Origin of the sequence: Methylocystis sp. JAN1 (genome assembly GCF_052186135.1) — a bacterium.
In the GTDB taxonomy this organism is placed as follows: domain Bacteria; phylum Pseudomonadota; class Alphaproteobacteria; order Rhizobiales; family Beijerinckiaceae; genus Methylocystis.
In genome coordinates, this window is the sequence record NZ_CP181499.1 from 3,390,965 (window position 1) to 3,409,437 (window position 18,473).

20 protein-coding genes are annotated in these 18,473 nt (G+C 64.8%); 9 read left to right on the top strand and 11 right to left on the bottom strand.

From position 1 onward, the window contains the following. Window positions 1-103 precede the first annotated feature (103 nt). Window positions 104-559, top strand: coding sequence for a hypothetical protein (locus tag ACNHKD_RS16195; protein WP_442754514.1), 456 nt, complete (start codon window positions 104-106; stop codon window positions 557-559). Further along, window positions 556-1,506, top strand: coding sequence for a 4-hydroxybenzoate octaprenyltransferase (gene ubiA / locus ACNHKD_RS16200; RefSeq protein WP_442754515.1), 951 nt, complete (start codon window positions 556-558; stop codon window positions 1,504-1,506). The genes ACNHKD_RS16195 and ubiA overlap by 4 nt, the downstream gene beginning before the upstream one ends. A gap of 113 nt (window positions 1,507-1,619) precedes the next feature. On the opposite strand, the gene ACNHKD_RS16205 is transcribed toward ubiA, so the two are convergent. The 4 genes from ACNHKD_RS16205 to ACNHKD_RS16220 form a co-directional block, all read right to left on the bottom strand. Further along, the gene (locus ACNHKD_RS16205) at window positions 1,620-1,829 is read right to left on the bottom strand and encodes a hypothetical protein (protein ID WP_442754516.1); all 210 of its coding nucleotides are present in this window, start codon (window positions 1,827-1,829) and stop codon (window positions 1,620-1,622) included. Window positions 1,830-1,890: 61 nt separating this feature from the next. Then, the gene (locus ACNHKD_RS16210) at window positions 1,891-3,072 is read right to left on the bottom strand and encodes an ABC transporter permease (protein ID WP_442754517.1); all 1,182 of its coding nucleotides are present in this window, start codon (window positions 3,070-3,072) and stop codon (window positions 1,891-1,893) included. Continuing rightward, window positions 3,069-4,010: an ABC transporter ATP-binding protein gene (locus tag ACNHKD_RS16215; RefSeq protein ID WP_442754518.1), complete on the bottom strand. Its 942-nt coding sequence runs from the start codon at window positions 4,008-4,010 to the stop codon at window positions 3,069-3,071. Before ACNHKD_RS16215 ends, ACNHKD_RS16210 begins: the two co-directional genes overlap by 4 nt. A gap of 181 nt (window positions 4,011-4,191) precedes the next feature. After that, the gene (locus ACNHKD_RS16220; protein WP_442754519.1) at window positions 4,192-5,190 is read right to left on the bottom strand and encodes an HlyD family secretion protein; all 999 of its coding nucleotides are present in this window, start codon (window positions 5,188-5,190) and stop codon (window positions 4,192-4,194) included. 131 nt (window positions 5,191-5,321) lie between these two features. Here ACNHKD_RS16220 and ACNHKD_RS16225 point away from each other — a divergent pair, with 131 nt between their 5' ends. Beyond that, on the top strand, window positions 5,322-7,001 hold the full coding sequence (locus ACNHKD_RS16225; RefSeq protein WP_442754520.1) for an electron transfer flavoprotein-ubiquinone oxidoreductase: 1,680 nt from the start codon (window positions 5,322-5,324) through the stop codon (window positions 6,999-7,001). Window positions 7,002-7,166: 165 nt separating this feature from the next. Next, window positions 7,167-7,961 (top strand): YdcF family protein, encoded by a 795-nt coding sequence (locus ACNHKD_RS16230; protein ID WP_442754521.1) that lies wholly within the window; start codon window positions 7,167-7,169, stop codon window positions 7,959-7,961. 17 nt (window positions 7,962-7,978) lie between these two features. On the opposite strand, the gene ACNHKD_RS16235 is transcribed toward ACNHKD_RS16230, so the two are convergent. Further along, entirely contained in the window at window positions 7,979-8,788 is an 810-nt protein-coding gene (locus ACNHKD_RS16235) for a LuxR C-terminal-related transcriptional regulator (RefSeq protein ID WP_442754522.1), read from the bottom strand. Between the two features lie 899 nt (window positions 8,789-9,687). On the opposite strand from ACNHKD_RS16235, the gene ACNHKD_RS16240 reads away from it, so the two are divergent. Next, the gene (locus ACNHKD_RS16240; RefSeq protein ID WP_442754523.1) at window positions 9,688-10,086 is read left to right on the top strand and encodes a DUF1190 domain-containing protein; all 399 of its coding nucleotides are present in this window, start codon (window positions 9,688-9,690) and stop codon (window positions 10,084-10,086) included. Window positions 10,087-10,208: 122 nt separating this feature from the next. On the opposite strand, the gene ACNHKD_RS16245 is transcribed toward ACNHKD_RS16240, so the two are convergent. Beyond that, a complete protein-coding gene (locus ACNHKD_RS16245; protein WP_442754524.1) occupies window positions 10,209-11,021 on the bottom strand; it encodes a DUF3108 domain-containing protein in 813 nt (270 codons plus the stop codon). A gap of 50 nt (window positions 11,022-11,071) precedes the next feature. Further along, window positions 11,072-11,488: a hypothetical protein gene (locus ACNHKD_RS16250; protein ID WP_442754525.1), complete on the bottom strand. Its 417-nt coding sequence runs from the start codon at window positions 11,486-11,488 to the stop codon at window positions 11,072-11,074. Between the two features lie 288 nt (window positions 11,489-11,776). On the opposite strand from ACNHKD_RS16250, the gene sseA reads away from it, so the two are divergent. From sseA to ACNHKD_RS16270, 4 genes are all read left to right on the top strand, one after another. Continuing rightward, window positions 11,777-12,637 (top strand): 3-mercaptopyruvate sulfurtransferase, encoded by an 861-nt coding sequence (gene sseA, locus ACNHKD_RS16255; protein ID WP_442754526.1) that lies wholly within the window; start codon window positions 11,777-11,779, stop codon window positions 12,635-12,637. Window positions 12,638-12,824: 187 nt separating this feature from the next. Continuing rightward, window positions 12,825-13,163 carry a P-II family nitrogen regulator gene (locus ACNHKD_RS16260; protein WP_442754527.1) on the top strand — a complete coding sequence of 113 codons (339 nt, stop codon included), beginning with the start codon at window positions 12,825-12,827 and terminating at the stop codon, window positions 13,161-13,163. 102 nt (window positions 13,164-13,265) lie between these two features. Next, the gene (glnA, locus tag ACNHKD_RS16265) at window positions 13,266-14,675 is read left to right on the top strand and encodes a type I glutamate--ammonia ligase (RefSeq protein ID WP_442756920.1); all 1,410 of its coding nucleotides are present in this window, start codon (window positions 13,266-13,268) and stop codon (window positions 14,673-14,675) included. 155 nt (window positions 14,676-14,830) lie between these two features. Next, window positions 14,831-15,154: a polyhydroxyalkanoic acid system family protein gene (locus ACNHKD_RS16270; protein WP_442754528.1), complete on the top strand. Its 324-nt coding sequence runs from the start codon at window positions 14,831-14,833 to the stop codon at window positions 15,152-15,154. Here the strand turns inward: ACNHKD_RS16270 and ACNHKD_RS16275 are convergent, their stop codons facing one another. From ACNHKD_RS16275 to ACNHKD_RS16290, 4 genes are all read right to left on the bottom strand, one after another. Beyond that, entirely contained in the window at window positions 15,155-15,577 is a 423-nt protein-coding gene (locus ACNHKD_RS16275; protein WP_442754529.1) for a hypothetical protein, read from the bottom strand. 169 nt (window positions 15,578-15,746) lie between these two features. Next, the gene (locus ACNHKD_RS16280; protein ID WP_442754530.1) at window positions 15,747-16,355 is read right to left on the bottom strand and encodes a response regulator transcription factor; all 609 of its coding nucleotides are present in this window, start codon (window positions 16,353-16,355) and stop codon (window positions 15,747-15,749) included. A gap of 89 nt (window positions 16,356-16,444) precedes the next feature. Then, the gene (locus tag ACNHKD_RS16285) at window positions 16,445-17,368 is read right to left on the bottom strand and encodes a prephenate/arogenate dehydrogenase family protein (protein WP_442754531.1); all 924 of its coding nucleotides are present in this window, start codon (window positions 17,366-17,368) and stop codon (window positions 16,445-16,447) included. Next, entirely contained in the window at window positions 17,361-18,473 is a 1,113-nt protein-coding gene (locus tag ACNHKD_RS16290; protein WP_442754532.1) for a pyridoxal phosphate-dependent aminotransferase, read from the bottom strand. Before ACNHKD_RS16290 ends, ACNHKD_RS16285 begins: the two co-directional genes overlap by 8 nt.

Genomic DNA, 18,473 nt, shown 5'->3' on the forward strand with positions numbered 1-18,473 from the left:
CGAACGGTCGCTCTGCCGGCAGGCGCGCAGGTTGGCTAAAACTTGCGCGAGCGGCAAGCCTGCTGTTAACACAAGAGCAACATTTGAAAACGGGTCATAGCGAATGATGATCAGCGCCGTCTCCCTCTCGCGCTCCGTCGCGGGCCTGTCGCTCCTGGCGATCGTCGCCGGCGCGGGCGCGGCGCATGCGCAGCAGTCGTGCCAGGAGGACTTCCAGAAGCTGACGCAGCGCCGCATGGCGCAAATCCAGGTCCTCAACGGCCTCGGCAAGGCGGGCAAGGGCAAGATGGACCCGAACGCCGCCTGTCCCGCCGCCAAAAAGCTCGTCGGCATCGAGAACGAGATGCTGGCCTACATGACCAAGAACAAGGAATGGTGCGCCATTCCCGACAATGTCATCGACGGCTTCAGGCAGGCGGGCTCCAAGACCAAGAACTTCGCGAGCCAGGCCTGCACGGTCGCCGCCAAGATGAAACAGATGCAGCAGCAGCAACGCGAACAGGCGGCGAATGGCGGCGGCATGGGCGCGCCGCCGAAGCTTCCCTCCGGGCCGCTGTGAGCCTCACGCAGGAACGCGGCGAGGACGCCGCCCTCCCGGATTCGCAGAAGGACCACCCGATTTGGCGCCACGCGCCGGCCGGCTTGCGTCCCTATGTGCAACTCGCCCGGCTTGACCGTCCCGTCGGCTGGTGGCTGCTGCTCCTTCCCTGCTGGGAGTCGAGCGCCCTCGCCTCCGCCGCGCTGCATCAGGCCCCGAATCTCCGGCATCTGGCGCTCTTCTTCACCGGCGCCGTCGTGATGCGCGGGGCGGGGTCCGCCTATAATGACTATATCGACCGCGAGATCGACGCGAAGGTCGAGCGCACGCGCAACCGCCCGCTGGCGAGCGGCCGCGTGAGCCCGCGCGCGGCGCTGTGGTTCATCGTCGCGCAATGCCTCGTCGGCCTCTTCGTGCTGCTCTCCTTCAACGGCTACACGATCGCGCTGGGCTTTCTTTCGCCGATGATCGTGCTGGTCTATCCCTTCGCCAAGCGCTTCACCTCCTGGCCGCAGGCGATCCTCGGATTCGCCTTCGCCTATGGCGCGATGCTCGGCTGGACGGCCATGACAGGCGCGCTGGCCGCGCCCGCCCTGCTCCTTTACGCGAGCTGCATTCTCTGGACGATCGGCTTCGACACCATCTACGCGCTGCAGGACGTGCGCGACGACGCCATCGCCGGCGTGCGCTCGACCGCGCGTCTTTTCGGCGCGCAGGTCAAGCGCGCGGTCGGCGGGCTTTACGCCGGCTCCGTGCTTTGCGCGGCGCTCGCGACCCATATGATCGGCGGCGGCTTTTTCGCTTGGCTTGGCGTCGCGGCTTATGCGACGCATCTCGCCTGGCAGGTTTCGCTCACGCACGAGGATACGCCGCCGCAGACCGCGCTGATGCTGTTTCGCTCGAACCGGGACGCGGGGCTGCTGCTGTTCGGCGGGTTCTTTTTGCAGAGTCTGGCGTATCTGTTTTGAGTCTGACGCCGAGGCGCCGGTCGCCATCCTGTTCGCCTCCCCGTCATGCCCGCGCTCGTCGCGGGCGTCTCCCTCCCGCGCTTCTTTGTCAAGGCGCGGCTCACTTGTGGAGGCTATTTGCTGTCGAGCTCCTTCTTCGCCTCGAGACAGGAATCAAGCTGGCTCTTGTTCATCTCCCAATAGGAGGCGTTGCATAAAGCCTGATAGCGGCTGCTGTTGAAAAAAGACCAGAGATTGTAGCTCATTAGCGCCAGCGCCAGAACGGCGACGACTTTCAGTATATTGTTGAAACGCGTGACGGGGTCGGACTCCGGCTCGGTCATGACTGCCTCCACTCGGCTCAATGTTAGGCGCTCAAGGCGTTCCGTCAACGCCGCGCCCCGATCAATCGAGCGTCTGACGGAAACGCATGACGGCGACAGACATGGCGACCAACGCAAATAGCGCCAGGGCGCCCGCGTCGGCCGCCAGATCGCCGAAGCCGGAGCCTTTCAGCATTACCGAGCGCACGATGCGCAGATAGTGCGTCAACGGCAGACCCTCGCCGAGATATTGGGCCCAGATCGGCATGCCGTAGAAGGGAAAGAGGAAGCCCGAGAGCAGCATGCTCGGCAGGAAGAAAAAGAACGTCATCTGGATCGCCTGAAGCTGGTTCGCGGCGATTGTCGAGAGCGTGTAGCCCATCGACAGATTGGCGACGATGAAGAGAAGCGTCAGCGGCACGAGCACGAAGAGCGAGCCGACGATCGGCACGCCGAAGAGGAAGCGCGCGACAATGAGAATCGTCGCCATCTGCACGCCGCCCACGAGCACATAAGGCGTGATCTTGCCGAGCATGATTTCGACCGGCTTCACCGGCATGGCGAGCAGCGCCTCCATCGTGCCGCGCTCGATTTCGCGCGTGACGGAAAGCGCCGTGTAGGTCAGCATCGTCATGGTGAGGATCGTGCCGATGAGGCCCGGCACGATGTTGCGCCGCGCCTCGGCCGCCGGGTTGTAGCGGCGCTGCACCTGCAGATCGAAGGGCGGCGCGCTTTGCGCCAGCGACGCGAGCGGCCCGGTCAATTCGCGGTCGAGCGCCTGCTCGACCGCGCCGACCGCCGCCGCCACGGCGGCGCCTGTCGCGGTCGGGTCCGTCGCGTCGGCGACGATCAGAAGCCCCGGGCGCTCGCCGCGCACGAGGCGCCGCGAGAAATCGGGCGGAATCTGAATGACGAACTGCGCCCGGTTCGACAGGATCAGCTCGTCGGCCTCCGCCTCTCCCTTGGCGATGTATTTGATGTTGAAATAATCGGTGGCCCGCAGCGCGCCGACGAGCGCGCGGGCGATGGGACTGTCGTCGGAGACGAGGACCGCCGTCGGCAGGTGCTTCGGGTCGGTGTTGATCGCGTAGCCGAACAGCAGAAGCTGCATAAGCGGAATGCCGACGATCATTCCCAGCGTCGGGCGATCGCGGCGAAGCTGGATGAACTCCTTGACGAACATCGCGACGAGCCGCTGCCAGGACTGCGCCATCGAGCCGAGCCGCGTGGGTCTCACATTGATGCGTTCCGGCGCGTCCGTCATTGTTCGTTCCGATGGTTGCGCGTCATCAGGTCGATGAAGACGTCTTCGAGCGTCGCCTTGTCGTGCTCCCAGCGTTGCGTGGGGCTCGCATAACGTTTCGCGATCGCCTCCATCGCGGCGCTGTCGCGTCCGGCGACATGCAACGCCGCGCCGAAGCGCGCGACCATGTCGACGCCCGGCGCATGCTTGAGTTCGTCCGCGAGCGCGTCGAGGCCAGCGCCCGTGACGACCCAGGTCGAGAGACTCGCATGGGCGATGATCTCTTCGATGGAGCCCGAGACAAGCAGCCTGCCGTCGAGGATGTAGGCGATCTCGTGACAGCGTTCGGCCTCGTCCATGTAATGGGTCGAGACGAGGACGGTCAGGCCCTCATTGGCGAGATGGTGGATCTCGTCCCAGAAATCGCGCCGCGCCTTGGGATCCACGCCCGCCGTGGGCTCGTCGAGCAGCAGGAGCGACGGGCCGGGCAGGATGCAGGCGCCGAGCGCGAGGCGCTGCTTCCAGCCGCCGGAAAGCTCGCCCGCGAGCTGCCCCGCGCGGGCCGTCAGGCCAAGCCGCTCGAGCGCGCCCTGCGCCGCGTCCTCCGGCGCCGCCAGCCCGTAGATGCGCGCCACGAATTCGAGATTCTCGCGAATGGTGAGATCGCGATAGAGCGAGAAACCCTGCGTCATGTAGCCAACATGGCGCTTGATCTCCTCCTGCTGCGTTTTGATGTCGTAGCCGAGGCACCGACCCTCGCCCGCATCGGGCGTGAGCAGGCCGCACAGCATTCGGATCGTCGTCGTCTTCCCGCTGCCATTGGGGCCGAGAAAGCCCTGAATATGCCCGCGCGCGACGGTGAGGGTGAGATTGTCGACGACCTTCCGGGTTCCGAAGATTTTGGTGAGGCCCTTGACGTCGATGGCGATGTCGGGCGCGCGGGGGACGTCTAAAGACACAAGCCGCGCTCCTCTCAACCGTCATGGCCGGGCTTGCCCCGGCCACCCGCGCCGCGCGGCGTCAGCGATGGTGAAAAAAGGGAGGAGAGTAAGCCGCGGCTTCCCGACGCGGGCGCCCGCGACGAGCGCGGGCGCGAGCCGGGGAACGGCGCCCACTCGAAAAGGAAGCGGCAAGACAATGTCATTTCCTCGCCTCTCCACTCGCCTGGCTTAGCGGCGTCACCGAAACCGGCATGCCGATCGGCAGTTCCCGCGCCTTCCCTTCGAGCCGCGCCTCAACCTTGAAGACGAGCTTGGCGCGCTCGACGTCGCTAAAGATCACCGGCGGCGTATATTCCTGCCGGCTCGCGATGAAGGAAATCCGTCCAAGGAGATCGTTGGGGCAGCCGTCGCAGCCCACCCTGACCATGCCCCCGAGACGCAGGCTCGCGAGCCGCGGCTCGGGCGCGTAGAAGCGCACCTTGCGGTTTTCGGGCGGCAGCAGCGCGACGACCGGCTGTCCTTCCTTGACGACTTCGCCGGGGCGGAAGAACACATCCTGCACGACCCCGGCGGCCGGGGCCTTGACGTTCTGGCGGGAAATGCGGATGTCGATCGCCTGCAATTGCGCGCGCGCCTGGTTCAGGGCCGCCTCCGCCGCCTGGATCTCCTGCGAGCGGCCGGGGATGCGCGCGGCCTCCACCTGTCGGCGCGCTTCCTTCACGCTCGCCTCGTCGCGCTTGAAGGCCATCTCCGCGCGGTCGAGCGCGGCTTTGGCGATGTCGCCCGTCGCGAAAAGCTTGCGCTGGCGCTGATAGTCGTTGCGCGACAGGACGAGCGCCGCCTCTGCGCGCTCGAGCGCCGCCTGCAGCACGGCGATCTGCTCGGGCCGGTTCGTCGCGGCCTCGAGGTTCTTCACCTGCGCCTCCAATTGACCGATGCGGGCGACGGCCTCGGCGTGGCTGCGGTCGAGGATTGGCGTCGCCATGGTGAAGAGCGGATCGCCGGCCTTCACCACCGAACCGGCCGCCACGTTGAGCGACGCAAGCCGCTCGCCCTCATTGGGGCCGATATAAAGCGTCTCGCCGTCCACATAGCCTAGAAAGGGCTCGTTGGCGGGATTGTCGCCGCCCATCATTCGCCAGGCGAAAAAGCCGGCGAGCGCGAGAAGGATCGCCGCCAAAGCGGCCACGCGTCGCATCCCCCGCCGTCTCCTTTCGCGCGCAGCCAGCCCGCCGTCATAGGGCGCCAAACTCCTTTTGGCGCGCCGCAGGCAAACAGGCTACAGTGAAAATGACGCACTCGCGAAGAGGACGCGAAAAGGGATCGGAAATGTCTGAAGAGATTACGGAATTACCCGAGCGCGAAGGCATGGACTACGATGTGGTGATCGTTGGCGCCGGCCCCGCCGGCCTCGCCGCCGCGATTCGCCTCAAACAGGTCGCGCCCGACCTTTCCGTGGTCGTGATCGAAAAAGGCTCCGAGCCGGGCGCCCACATTCTCTCCGGCGCCGTGATCGATCCCATCGGCCTCGACCGGCTTGTTCCCGGCTGGCGCGATCGCGACGATGCGCCGTTGAAGACGCAGGTTCACGACGACCAGTTTTACCTAATGAGCGAAAAGGGCGGCTTCCGCCTGCCCAATTTCCTGATGCCGAAGCTGATGAACAATCACGGCGCCTTCATCGGCTCGCTCGGCAATGTTGCGCGCTTCCTCGCTTCCGAAGCCGAGAATCTGGGCGTCGAGATTTATCCGGGCTTCGCCGGCGCCGAGATTCTCTATGGCGAGAATGGCGAGGTGACGGGCGTCGCCACGGGCGACATGGGCGTCGGCCGCGACGGCAAGCCGAAGGACAGCTTTACGCGCGGCATGGAGCTGCGCGGCAAATACACGCTCTTCGCGGAAGGCGCGCGCGGCTCGCTGACAAAGCAGATCCTCGCGAAATACGATCTCTGCAGGTCGAGCGACGTGCAGAAGTTCGGCATCGGCTTCAAGGAGCTGTGGCGCATCCCGAAGGAGAAGCACAAGCCCGGACTGGTGCAGCATTCTTTCGGTTGGCCGCTTCCGTCCGACACGGGCGGCGGCTCCTTCCTCTATCACTTCGAAGATGGTCTCGTGTCGATCGGCTTCGTCGTCCACCTCAATTATTCGAATCCGACGCTTTCGCCCTTCGACGAGTTCCAGCGCTTCAAATGCCACCCGATGATCGCGCCGACGCTGGAAGGCGGCGAGCGCCTCGCCTATGGCGCGCGCGCGCTCACCGAAGGCGGCTGGCAGAGCGTGCCGAAGCTCGTCTTTCCGGGCGGCGCGCTGGTCGGCTGCACGGCCGGCTTCATGAACGTGCCGCGCATCAAGGGCTCGCACAACGCGGTCCTCTCGGGCATTCTCGCCGCCGAACATGTCGCGGCGGCGCTGGCCGAAGGCCGCGCCTATGACGAGGTGACGGCATACGACGCCGCGTGGCGCGCGTCCGAGATCGGCCGCGACCTGAAGCCCGTGCGCAACGTCAAACCGCTGTGGTCGAAATACGGCACCTATCTCGGCGCCGCGCTCGGCGGGCTCGACATGTGGACCAATTCGCTCTTCGGCTTCTCCTTCTTCGGCACGCTGTCGCACGGCAAGCCGGACTACGCCTGCCTCAAGCCGCTCTCCGAAGTGACGCCGATCGTCTATCAGAAGCTCACGCAGAAGCCGGCTTTCGACAAGCTCTCCTCAGTCTTCGTCTCCAACACGAACCATGAGGAGGATCAGCCGGTGCATCTGCGGCTTGCCGATCCGTCGATCCCGATCGAAAGGAATCTTCCGATCTATGGCGAGCCCGCGCGGCTTTATTGCCCGGCGGGGGTCTACGAGGTCGTCTACGCCGACGAAGATGCGAAGAGCGATCCGCGCTTCGTGATCAACGCGCAGAACTGCGTGCACTGCAAGACCTGCGACATCAAGGATCCGGCGCAGAACATAACTTGGGTCCCGCCGGAAGGCTCGGGCGGGCCGAATTACCCGAATATGTGACCTCTGTTCCCTCTCCCCGTGAAACGGGGAGAGGGTCGGGGTGAAGCGCAAGGCGGCATTAACGCATGCTGGTGTTTTTTCGACGTCCGTAATTTGGCTCGCCCCTCCCCCAGCCCTCTCCCCGCAAGCTGGAAGAGGGGGCGAACGCCAGCCCCGCGAGCGTCAATGTTCTTCATCCTCTCCAAAATTTTCGAACTTCTCTCGGCGCCCACCCATGTCGCGCTTATCATCGGCGCACTGGGCGCCTTGCTTTCCCTCACGCGATACAGGCGCGCGGGCTGCGCGCTTTCCGGGGGCGGCGTCGTTCTGCTGCTGATTTTGGGATTCTCGCCGCTTCCCGGCGTCATCTCCGTGCCGCTCGAGGCGCGCTTTCCGCCGCCGCCCGGCGACGCGCCGGAGCCCGACGGGATTATCGTGCTTGGAGGCACGGTCGACGAATATCTGAGCGGCGTGCTGGGTCGCGTCACGATGGCCGACGCGGCCGAACGCCTCACCACGCCGCTGGCGCTCAGGCGGCTTTACCCGAAGGCGCGCATCGTCTTCACGGGCGGCACGTCGTCCCTGCGCGGCGCGCAGGCTACGGAGGCGGGAGCGGTGCGCAAGTTCTGGCGGGAAGTCGGCTTGGACCAGGGCGACGTTCTCTACGAGGACAAGTCGCGCAATACATTTGAAAACGCCGTCTTCACGCGCGATCTCGTAAAGCCGCAGGCGGGCGAGCGCTGGCTGCTCGTCACATCCGCGATGCACATGCCGCGTTCGGTCGGCGTCTTTCGCAAGGCGGGATTTCCCGTCGTGGCCTATCCCGTCGACTATCGCACGACGGCGGATTTTCGCAGCTTCTCTCTGCCGAGCCACGCCTCACGAAATTTTTCGCTTGCCGAATTCGCTGCGCACGAATGGTTCGGCCTCGTCGCCTATTGGCTGACAGGCAAGACCGACGTCCTTTTTCCGGCGCCGTAAGCAAAGGCGCCGCCCGGCTATTCCGAACGGCGGCGCCCGCGCGTCGTGGTCGTCGGCTCCATGCTGCGGCCGCCCGAGCCGCCCGGCCAGCTACCATGTTTCATCTCGAGAAACAGCGCGATCGCCTGCGCGCGATTGCGCACTTCGAGCTTCTCGAAGAGGTTGCGAAGGTGAAACTTGATCGTGTTGATCGAAACCCCGAAATCCTTGGCGAGCTGGCTGTTGGTGTGGCCCGAGCCCAGCGCCGACAGAAGACTTCTTTCGCGCAGCGTCAGATTCTCCAGCGGATCGCTGCGCATCTTTCGGATATCGACGAAGGGAAAGACCATGTCGCCGGCCGCGACGGCCGCGAGCACGTCGAGCAGACGCTCCGGCGGCGCGCGCTTGGAGACGAAGCCGGCGCCGCCGAGCTGCAGCGTCTCGGCAGGCGCGGCCGGATCGTTGGTGCCGCTATAGACGACGATCTTGGGCGCGGAAACCTGGCGCGAGAGCGCGCGCAGCACGTCGCGCGCATGCAGCGTGGGCAATTGCCAGCCGATGACGGCGATGGCGAATTTCTGCTGTCGCGCGGCCTCGAGAAATTCTTCGCCGTCTGTGACCTTGAGGACGAGATTGAAGCGCTTGTCGTCGGACAGCAGCTTGTCGAGCCCAGCGAGGATCAGCGGGCTCTTGTCGGCGATGGCGACGTCGATGCGTCCGGCCGCTTTCGCCGCGGCGCCGTCATCATTCTCGGGCCGGAGGCGGGTCTTCGGCGCTTCGGCCTGGCCATTCGCCCGGTCGACGTCCATTCGATCGTCAATCGCCCTGATCGAAGAGGTAGGCGCCATTATGTCCTCCGGGCTCGCGCAGCCTATCCGCGGGAGCCAAAATAAACGCTCGAGACCGCCGCCCGCGCCATTTTATAGCGGCGTGGACTTCCAATGACGCCGAGGGCCGACCTACCCGTTGCGGTGGATCAAGCGCTAGAATACGCAGGACGCGGCGGCCGATGCAAGCCTTCTCCCGCCGGGCGAATGACCGGTTTGTGAAAAGACAAAAAATTAGGCGCGTCGCACCGGCGAATGCCGACGCGCCGCGCCTCGAATAGGATGCTGGATGCGCTGATTAGTCCGTGAAGACCCAGCGAGCAGCGAAGTAAGCAGCCGCGCCGATCACGATGATCGCGATCATGCCCACCGGGGTCGCCGCATAGCTGGTCAGTTCGAGAATAGCGCCCATTATCTCCTCCTTCTGTCACACATACTGTCGGTTCAAGCTTCAAGCCGACATGCTGTCATCTGATCCGCCGTCGCCGACGGATTTGCCAGATTCACGATTTAGGATCGCATCGCGGACATGTTCCCATCGCGTATGTACGCGACCCTCGAAAGGATGGGCGCATATCTGTTCGGCCCTGTCCGCGCCCGGTGAGCCATATTGCTCCACAGCTTGTCGTCTGTGGTTCCGAAATGCGGTGAGCCAACGAACTATTGTAGTCGCTGACCCTTGTCAAGCGACATACAGGTTGCACTGCGGCGCCCTCCGGCGACGAGTTGTCGCGGAGCGTCCCAACTTGGCCGAGATTGCGCTTGCCCCTTATCGTCGCCGACGACTAATGTCCGCATCGTTAAGGCGAGGGCGTTTCGCAGTCGTTGGCGGGCTTCCGCAAAACGCGCCTCCGTGAATCCGCGCCTCTTATGTCCTTCGAGCGACCTCGTTCGACGGCGGGCGCGCCAAGCGAGCGGCCATGGCCAACACGCCCCTGAAAATCATCGTCGCCATCGTCGCGCTGGCGGCCGCCGGCTTCTCCTTTTTCTATGCGCGGCGCACGGCGCCAGCTTGCTCGGAAGACGGCAAATACATGTCGAGTCTCGCCGACTGTCAAACCTGGGGGATCGACGCTGCGACCTGCAAGCAAGCGGTGGAAAGGGCACGCGCCGTCGCCGCCCGCGCCGCGCCGAAAACCGAAACCATGTTCCAGTGCGAGCTGCGTTTCACGGAATGCTTCGAGAACCCGGCCGGCGGCTTCTCACCGCGTCCCTCCTTCTGCCTGCGCGCGGACGGCGAGCCGCGGGAAATCCGTTACCTCGAATATGAGGCTGACCGCCGTAACCGGAAGAAGACGAAGGAAGTGCGGATCGACTAAAGCGTCGCGCGCGGCTCGCGAAAAAGCAGACCCGACTTTTCGCAAGAAAAGCGCTCCAAACCTTTGGAAAAGGCCACGTCCTCTGCGTTTGGGCGATTCCGCGCAAACGCGGCATGATCCAGCTAGCGCGCCGACTCCGCGTGCTTGGAGCCGATCTGGAATTCCGACGCTTCGATCACCAGATCCCCGGCCCCGGTCTTGATGTCGATATGGATGGGCACGACGACATGAGCCTCGGGCAGCGGCGCGAGCCAGACATTCATGTCGCGGTTCTCGGCCATGTAGCGTGTCGATCTGCTGTCCGGCCGATGCCCCGCGATCGGCGTGTAGCGCGCCGCGCAGACCGCGACAGGGCCGGCATAGCCGCGCGTCTGCGCCGTATGCGCCCCGGCGTAGGAGAGCGCCACGTCGAAGCGCGTCACGCCGTCGAACACGGCGATGGTGCGATTGCAGGCCGCCGGCCCCGAAAGATCCTGGCCCTGCGGCACGCTCATGATCAAGGCGCTGACGGGGTCGACGACGCGTTTCTTGGCGCCGTCGTTGACAGGAACGCGCTGATCGACGTCCCAAGGCTCCGGCTTCACCTCGACGGCGCGGACGGCGTTGCTGGCGAGCGCCATGCGCACCGTGCGCGTTTCGTCGCTGTTCGTCGTCGTATTGGCGTAGGACGCCGGCGACGGGCCGGACGGCGTCAGGCCGCCGCTCGCCGTCGCGGCTCCTTTGGTGTTGTTGACGAGATTGGCGAGGCCGGTTGTGCGCATCGTGATGTCGACGCGGTAGTTCTGCGGCTCGACGACGCCCGAGGCGAAAGCGCTGCCAATCGAGAGCCCCATCAGGCTCAGCGCATAATGCGCCTTGATCGTCTCCGCCTGCGCATGGCCGGCGAAAAGCGCGAGCGCGGCCGCCGGCAGGATCGAAGGCGCGCGACGTCTCACGGTCCGGCCCCTATTTGCTGACTGCCGATGCTGACTTGCGGGAAGAAGCTTCACGCCGACTCCTGCCAATGTCCATCCGCGTAAATGCGCCACGCGCGCAGCCCGGCTTTCGCGACGACCATGCGGCCGGCCTTCGCCTCCGCGAGGAGATGCTTGAATACGAGAGGATTGCGCCAGGAAAACGGCTTTTCCGGGTCGCAGACGGCGTGGTACTCGTCACTGTCGGGGTCGTCCATCAGGAGCGTTCCCACCTTGTCCGGCCGCATGGTCGCGGGCAGGCCGCGATCCTCCTTCCACTGACAATGATAGTCGCGACAGACCTGCGGCCGCGTCGAATAGATTCCGCAACCGCCCGTCGTCACGCAATGCTCGCAGAGCTTGCCAGCCGTCTTTTTCATCTCCTCGATTTCGAGCACCTTGCAGCAAAAATAACATGCGCCGCAAGCTTTCCCGGGGATTTCGAGCATGTCGACCTTGAGCGCGAGACAGTGAGAATCGAATCGGCGTATTGTGACCGCGGCGGCGTCGGATGCAAGCAGCGCCTGAACGGAAGAGCTTCGTTCACGGCCGCGCAGGACGCCCGCATGTTCTTGCGCCCGACAGGAGCGCACATCGAAGCGACGCCGCGCGCCGACCTCCCTGCCCGTTCGATGCAAGCGCGCAGAAAGTCCGGCGGCGCGCCGACGCCAATCGCGCAGCGATGCGCGCGCTCACGAAACGCGTGAGCAAACCCGAGGACGAGAGCAACAGACGCCATGCCCCAAGCCATCGACCCCGCCATGCTGTTCGTCTCCACGCAGTGGCTCGCCGAAAATCTGGCCTCTCCGGACATCGTCGTTTTCGACGCGTCCTGGCACATGCCCGCGGCGGGCCGCGACCCGCGCGCCGAATATGAAGCGGGGCATATCCCCGGCGCGGTCTTCTTCGACATCGACGCCGTGGCCGACCAGTCGACGGGACTGCCCCATATGCTCCCTTCGCCCGAGGCCTTCGCCGACGAGATGCGGCGCCTGCGCTTCGGCGACGGCATGCGCGCCGTCATCTATGACAGCGCCGGCCTCTTCTCGGCGCCGCGCCTGTGGTGGACGATGAAGGTCTTCGGCGTCGGGAAGGTCTCGATCCTCGCGGGCGGTCTGCCGGCCTGGAGGGCCGAGGACCGGCCGCTTGCGAAGGGCGAATTCCTCCGTGAGCCGCGCCCCTTCACGCCGAAATTCGATCCTGAGCTGGTGGCGGACTGGCGAAAGGTGAACGCCGCGCTGGAAAGCGGCGCGCCGCAGGTCGTCGACGCGCGCTCGACGGAGCGTTTCGCGGGCCGCGCCGCCGAGCCGCGTCCGGGCCTGCGCGCCGGCCATATGCCCGGCGCCTACAGCCTGCCTTTCCAGAACGTGATCGAGGGCGGGAAGATGAAAGACAAGGCAGGTCTCGAAGCGGCCTTCGCCGAAGCGGGGCTCGACCCCGGCAAACCGACCATTGCGAGCTGCGGCTCCGGCCTGACCGCCTGCATCCTGAGCCTCGCCTTCGCCGCGGCCGGGCGGCCCATGGCGGCCGTCTATGACGGCTCATGGTCCGAATGGGGCGCGCGGGCGGACCTGCCTGTCGTGGCCTATGTTGAATAATGCCTCATGTTTAATCGACATCAGCACAATTATTAGGCATCACGTCCGTTTCACAAGCTCTTCGCCGGGAATCGGCGCCAACCGATTGGCCATGGCGCCGAAATCGCTCAGATGGTAGAAGCTCGGCGGCGTCGGCTGAGGCGAAGCGCGGGTGCGGGCGGGGGCTTAGGCGCAGCGGGGATAAGCGATGAAAAAGGTCGAGGCGATCATAAAGCCTTTCAAGCTCGATGAAGTGAAGGAAGCGCTGCAGGCGGCGGGACTGCAGGGCATCACCGTCACCGAGGCGAAAGGCTTCGGCCGCCAGAAGGGGCACACCGAGCTCTATCGGGGCGCCGAATATGTCGTTGATTTCCTGCCGAAAGTGAAAATCGAGATCGTTCTTGCGGACGACGCCGTGGACCGCGCCGTCGAAGCCATTCGCACCGCAGCCCAAACGGGCCGCATCGGCGATGGCAAGATTTTTGTTTCGAACATCGAAGGCGCGATTCGAATCCGCACCGGGGAAACCGGCGCGGACGCCATCTAGCTTTTCGAGCCCACCATCATGAGCTTCCTCGAAAGATTGTTTCGCCGCGCCGAAACGCCACAAACCAACGCCGCAAAAACCAAGGAAGAGGCAAGGATCGACATGACAACGGCCAAGGACGTAATCAAGCAGATCAAGGACAACGACGTTAAATACGTCGACTTCCGCTTCACTGATCCGCGCGGCAAGTGGCAGCACGTCACCTTCGACGTCGCGATCGTCGACGAAGACGCCCTGACCGAAGGCATCGCGTTTGACGGTTCCTCGATCGCCGGCTGGAAGGCGATCAACGAATCCGACATGACGCTGATCCCGGACCTCGAGACCGTCACGATGGACCCGTTCTTCGCCGCGCCGACGATGGTCATCGTCTGCGACGTCGTCGAGCCGACCACCGGCCAGCCCTATCCGCGCGACCCGCGCTCGATCGCCAAGAAGGCGATGGCCCACATCAAGACGCTCGGCCTCGGCGACGTCGCCTATTTCGGCCCCGAAGCCGAATTCTTCGTCTTCGACGACGTGCGCTTCTCCGCGGATCCTTACAATACGGGCTTCCAGCTCGACTCGTCGGAGCTGCCGTCGAATTCCGACACCGCCTATGAGGGCGGCAATCTCGGCCACCGCATCCGCACCAAGGGCGGCTACTTCCCCGTTCCGCCGGTCGACTCCGCCCAGGACATGCGCTCGGAGATGCTCAGCGCCATGGCCGCCATGGGCGTCAAGACCGAAAAGCACCATCACGAAGTCGCCTCGGCCCAGCACGAGCTTGGCCTGAAATTCGACACGCTGGTGCGCGTCGCCGACCATCTGCAGGCCTACAAATACTGCATCCACCAGGTCGCCCATTCCTACGGCAAGACGGCGACCTTCATGCCGAAGCCGGTCTTCGGCGACAACGGCTCGGGCATGCATGTCCACCAGTCGATCTGGAACGAAGGCAAGCCCGTCTTCGCCGGCGACAAATATGCCGGCCTCTCCCAGGAATGCCTGTGGTATATCGGCGGCATCATCAAGCACGCCAAGTCGCTGAACGCCTTCACCAATCCGTCGACCAACTCTTACAAGCGCCTGGTCCCGGGCTATGAGGCGCCCGTGCTGCTCGCCTATTCGTCGCGCAACCGCTCGGCCTCCTGCCGCATCCCCTACGTGACGAGCCCGAAGGCGAAGCGCATTGAGGTTCGCTTCCCCGATCCGACGGCGAACCCCTATCTCGCCTTCGCCGCCATGCTGATGGCCGGCCTCGACGGCATCAAGAACAAGATCGATCCGGGCGCGCCGGCCGACAAGGATCTCTACGACCTGCCGCCGGAAGAGCTGAAGGCGATCCCGACGGTCTGCGGCTCGCTTCGCGAGGCCCTCGACTCGCTGAAGGCCGACCACGCCTATCTGCTGGATGGCGGCGTCTTCACCGAGGACTTCATTCAGTCCTGGATCGACCTGAAATACACCGAGCTGATGCGTTACGAGATGACGCCTCACCCGGTCGAATTCGACCTGTACTACTCCTACTAAGGCGCGCGCGGCGCATGCCGCGCCCCAAGAAGCCAAGGCCCGGGAGCTTGCTTCCGGGCCTTTTTCGTTCCCGCAGGCCGAATTCGGACCGCCTCGCCGCCGCTTTTCTTTTCCGCGCACGGCGCCTACATCTGGCGTTGAGCGGAGAACAAGCCATGGCGAACACGATTACGGTCACGGTGCCGCACAATCTGGGGGTCGAGACGGCGAAGAAGCGTCTTGCCGCGCGTATCGAGGCGCTCCAGCGCGAATATGTCGACAAGGTGGCCAAGTCGGACGTGACATGGGCCGGCGACGTCGCCACCATCCATGTCGCGGCGCTGGGCCAGACGGCGACCGCTCAGATGACGGTGCTCGCCGACATGGTGCGGATCGAAGTTCAATTGCCCTGGCTCCTCGCAAAGCTCTCCGGCGCGCTGCAGGGCTTCATCTCGCAAAACGCGAACGACGTTCTCCGCATCAGCTCGAATAAAAGCTGATCATATTTTTTCCTCGCCCTCGATCGTTGTCGTCAGATCGTCTGGCGTGACGAGCCGCAGCGTGGGGGCGTGCTCGCCCCTCGTCTTGCCGATGGCGTAATGCGCCCGCGCGGCGGCGCGTCCACGCTGGAGCGCGATGGCGTCGCGATGGCGCCGCGACGCAAACAGCAGCCTGCGCTCGCAGCGCGCCGCCTCCCGCATGAAAAGCGCCAGCACGATCAGAAGGTCCGTCGCGCGGTCGATCGCGCCGAGATCGAGAAAACTACGCAGGTCGCGGATGATGAGGTTGCGGGCGGAGGCTTCTCCCCGATGCGCGTTCATCCGGTAGCTTGCGAGCAGGGAACGATGCCTGGGAGTCACGGAAGCGCTGAGCGTGAGTTCGTCGGACGCAAGCGCGATTTCAAACTTTCCGAGTTCGGTCATGCCGGTTCCCCAAAAACGCTTCGAACGCCATGTCGCGGCAAGCCGCGAAACGAGGGAAAAACCTAGACTCTACAGGCTTTCCACTCAATTTGGGGAATCTACCTAATGGCTCTCGAAACGGCGTTCGCCTCGTGGTTTCAAGGCCAAGCGACTTGCACGCGATCGCCGCTCAGACGGCGGGACCTGCGAGATCGAGCCAGATGCGGACGAGATCGGGAAGCGTGCGCGCGCCCAATTTGGTCATCGCATTGGAGCGGTGGGTTTCGACCGTGCGTGGTTTGATCCCCAGTTGCGTTGCGACCTCGCGGTTGCCGCGCCCGCCCAGCACGGCGTCGACAACGTCCTTCTCGCGTGCGCTCAACGTACGGTAGCGGGCGGTCAGCTCGCGCTTTCGCTGCATCCGCTCCGCGCGCACGCGGCTCGCCTCGATCGCAGCGCGTACGGAGGCGACCAGACGCGCGTCCTTGACCGGCTTTTCGAGGAAATCGGCCGCTCCTTCCTTCATCGCCTGGACAGCCAGCGAAACATCCGCCTTCGCGGCGACCACGATCACCGGCACGGGGTCGGGCATGGCGGTCCGCAGCCGCATCATCATTTCGCGGACGGAAGACGCCTCTGGGGGACAGATGACGACGCACCCGCTTTCGGCGAAGCGCTCCTTTCCGAGGAAATCCAGCAAATCGGCGAGAAGAACGAGGCGGCGGCCTTCTCTCGCCAGGAGCGCGGCAAGCGCTTCCCTCTCCGTCTGGTCCTGCGCAACGACGTAGACAGTCGGCATATCCTGACCTTGAACGCCGCCTTAGTGACAACGTTCTAGCATATTCCGACGCTCTGGTTGAAGAACAATTATGCGTAACCGGGGCGGACTTAGGTAGCCTTGCCCCGGCGCCCGAAATCCGGAGCCGCCGTGTCTTGGCCCTGCTCGATGATCGAGCGCCGGATCGCGCGGGTGCGGGTGAAGAAATCGAAGAGCCCCTGCCCGTCGCCGCGACGGATCATGCGTTGAAGCGCGCTCAGATCCTCGTTGAAGCGGCCAAGCATTTCCAGCACCGCCTCGCGGTTGTTCAGAAAAATATCGCGCCACATGGTTGGGTCCGACGCCGCGATGCGCGTGAAGTCCCGAAAGCCCGACGCGGAGAATTTGATGACCTCGGAGCGCGTCTGTTCGCCGAAATCGTCCGCCGTGCCGACGATATTATAAGCGATGAGATGCGGCAGATGGCTGGTGAGCGCCAGCACCTTGTCGTGATGGTCGGCGCTCATCGTCTCGACTTTGGCGCCGAGGCGCGTCCAGAAGGCTTGGAGCTTTTCTACCGCCGCAGAGTCGACGTCCTCGGGGGGCGTCAGAATGCACCAGCGATTTTGAAAGAGCGTCGCGAAGCCCGCATCCGGTCCGGAAAACTCCGTGCCGGCGATCGGATGCGCTGGAATGAAATGCACGCCTTGCGGCACATGCGGCGCGATCCGCGCGACCACGGCGGTCTTCACCGAGCCGACATCGGAAAGAACGGCGCCTGCTTCCAGATGCGGCGCGATAGAATGCGCGACCGTCCCACAGACGCCGACCGGCGTGCAGATGACGACGAGATCGGCGCCCTTCAACGCCACCGCCGGGTCGCCGCTCGCCTCGTCGGCGACGCCGATCTCGCGCACGCGCGCCATGACGGCGGCCGAGGCGTCGAGAATGGCGATCTCGCGCGCCGCCCCAAACTCCCGCGCGGCGCGGGCGATCGAGGAGCCGATAAGGCCCGCGCCGATCAGCGCGACGCGGTTGAAGATGGCGTCAGCCATTCGCCGCCGCTTTCGCATCCTGCATGAATTCCACCAGCGCGGCGACGACAAGCTCGTTCGCCTCCTGCGGGCCGACGGTGAGGCGCAGGAACTCGCCCATGCCATAGGCGCCGATCGCGCGCAGGACGAGCCCGCGGGATGTGAGGAAACGATCCGCGTCGACCGACATGCGGCCGGGCGTTTTCGGGAAGCGAATGGCGATGAAGTTGCCGGCGCTCGGGAGGACCTCGAGGCCGAGCGCGGAAATCTCGCGCGTGAGCCAGGGCAGCCATTTGGAATTATGCGCGATCGCCGCCTCGATATGGGCCACGTCGTGCACCGCGGCGATTCCGGCGGCCGACGCGGCGGTCGAGACATTGAAGGGCGAGCGGATGCGATTGAGCGCATCGATGATATGCGCGGGACCGTAGCCCCAGCCGAGGCGCAGGCCGGCGAGGCCGTAGATCTTCGAGAAAGTGCGCGTCATGACGACATTCTCATGCGCGTTCACCAGCGCGACGCCCGCCTCGTAATCGGCGTTCGTCACATATTCCGCATAGGCCGCGTCGAGCGCGAGCAGCGTCTGCGGCGGCAGGCTCTTCACGAGCCGCGCCACCTCGGAGGCGGGCAGATAGCTGCCGGTCGGATTATTGGGGTTCGCCAGAAAGACGATTTTGGTCCTATTCGTCACGCGGTCGAGCAGCGCGTCGACGCTTGCCGTGTAGTTCGTCTCCGGCGCGACGACCGGAACGCCCCCCGCCGCGAGCGTCACGATCTTGTATTCGAGAAAGCCGTACTGGCTGTAGAGGCCCTCGTCGCCCGGCCCGATATAGGCGAGCGCAAGGAGTTCCAGAATATTGTCGGATCCGGCGCCCATGATGATCCGCGCGGGATCGAGCCCATGGCGCGCGCCGATCGCCTCACGCAGCTTGTGCGAAGAGCCTTCCGGGTAGATGGCGATCTCATGCGCCATGTCGCGTAAAGCCTGCACGGCGGCCGGAGACGGGCCGAGCGGGGTCTCGTTGGCCGAGAGCTTATAAGAGCGGCCGGCGCCGGGCGCCGCGCTCTTGCCAGGCTTATAGGCCTCGATCGCCATCACGCCGGGGCGCGGAACGGGACGCGTCAT

Excerpts from the sequence above, each read along its gene's own strand:
- ACNHKD_RS16195 (WP_442754514.1), top strand. The coding sequence starts at position 104 with ATGATGATCAGCGCCGTCTCCCTCTCGCGCTCCGTCGCGGGCCTGTCG.
- ACNHKD_RS16205 (WP_442754516.1), bottom strand. The coding sequence starts at position 1,829 with ATGACCGAGCCGGAGTCCGACCCCGTCACGCGTTTCAACAATATACTG.
- ACNHKD_RS16210 (WP_442754517.1), bottom strand. The coding sequence starts at position 3,072 with ATGACGGACGCGCCGGAACGCATCAATGTGAGACCCACGCGGCTCGGC.
- ACNHKD_RS16220 (WP_442754519.1), bottom strand. The coding sequence starts at position 5,190 with ATGCGACGCGTGGCCGCTTTGGCGGCGATCCTTCTCGCGCTCGCCGGC.
- ACNHKD_RS16225 (WP_442754520.1), top strand. The coding sequence starts at position 5,322 with ATGTCTGAAGAGATTACGGAATTACCCGAGCGCGAAGGCATGGACTAC.
- ACNHKD_RS16230 (WP_442754521.1), top strand. The coding sequence starts at position 7,167 with ATGTTCTTCATCCTCTCCAAAATTTTCGAACTTCTCTCGGCGCCCACC.
- ACNHKD_RS16235 (WP_442754522.1), bottom strand. The coding sequence starts at position 8,788 with ATGGCGCCTACCTCTTCGATCAGGGCGATTGACGATCGAATGGACGTC.
- ACNHKD_RS16240 (WP_442754523.1), top strand. The coding sequence starts at position 9,688 with ATGGCCAACACGCCCCTGAAAATCATCGTCGCCATCGTCGCGCTGGCG.
- ACNHKD_RS16250 (WP_442754525.1), bottom strand. The coding sequence starts at position 11,488 with ATGCTCGAAATCCCCGGGAAAGCTTGCGGCGCATGTTATTTTTGCTGC.
- sseA (WP_442754526.1), top strand. The coding sequence starts at position 11,777 with ATGCCCCAAGCCATCGACCCCGCCATGCTGTTCGTCTCCACGCAGTGG.
- ACNHKD_RS16260 (WP_442754527.1), top strand. The coding sequence starts at position 12,825 with ATGAAAAAGGTCGAGGCGATCATAAAGCCTTTCAAGCTCGATGAAGTG.
- glnA (WP_442756920.1), top strand. The coding sequence starts at position 13,266 with ATGACAACGGCCAAGGACGTAATCAAGCAGATCAAGGACAACGACGTT.
- ACNHKD_RS16270 (WP_442754528.1), top strand. The coding sequence starts at position 14,831 with ATGGCGAACACGATTACGGTCACGGTGCCGCACAATCTGGGGGTCGAG.
- ACNHKD_RS16275 (WP_442754529.1), bottom strand. The coding sequence starts at position 15,577 with ATGACCGAACTCGGAAAGTTTGAAATCGCGCTTGCGTCCGACGAACTC.
- ACNHKD_RS16280 (WP_442754530.1), bottom strand. The coding sequence starts at position 16,355 with ATGCCGACTGTCTACGTCGTTGCGCAGGACCAGACGGAGAGGGAAGCG.
- ACNHKD_RS16285 (WP_442754531.1), bottom strand. The coding sequence starts at position 17,368 with ATGGCTGACGCCATCTTCAACCGCGTCGCGCTGATCGGCGCGGGCCTT.
- ACNHKD_RS16290 (WP_442754532.1), bottom strand. The coding sequence starts at position 18,473 with ATGACGCGTCCCGTTCCGCGCCCCGGCGTGATGGCGATCGAGGCCTAT.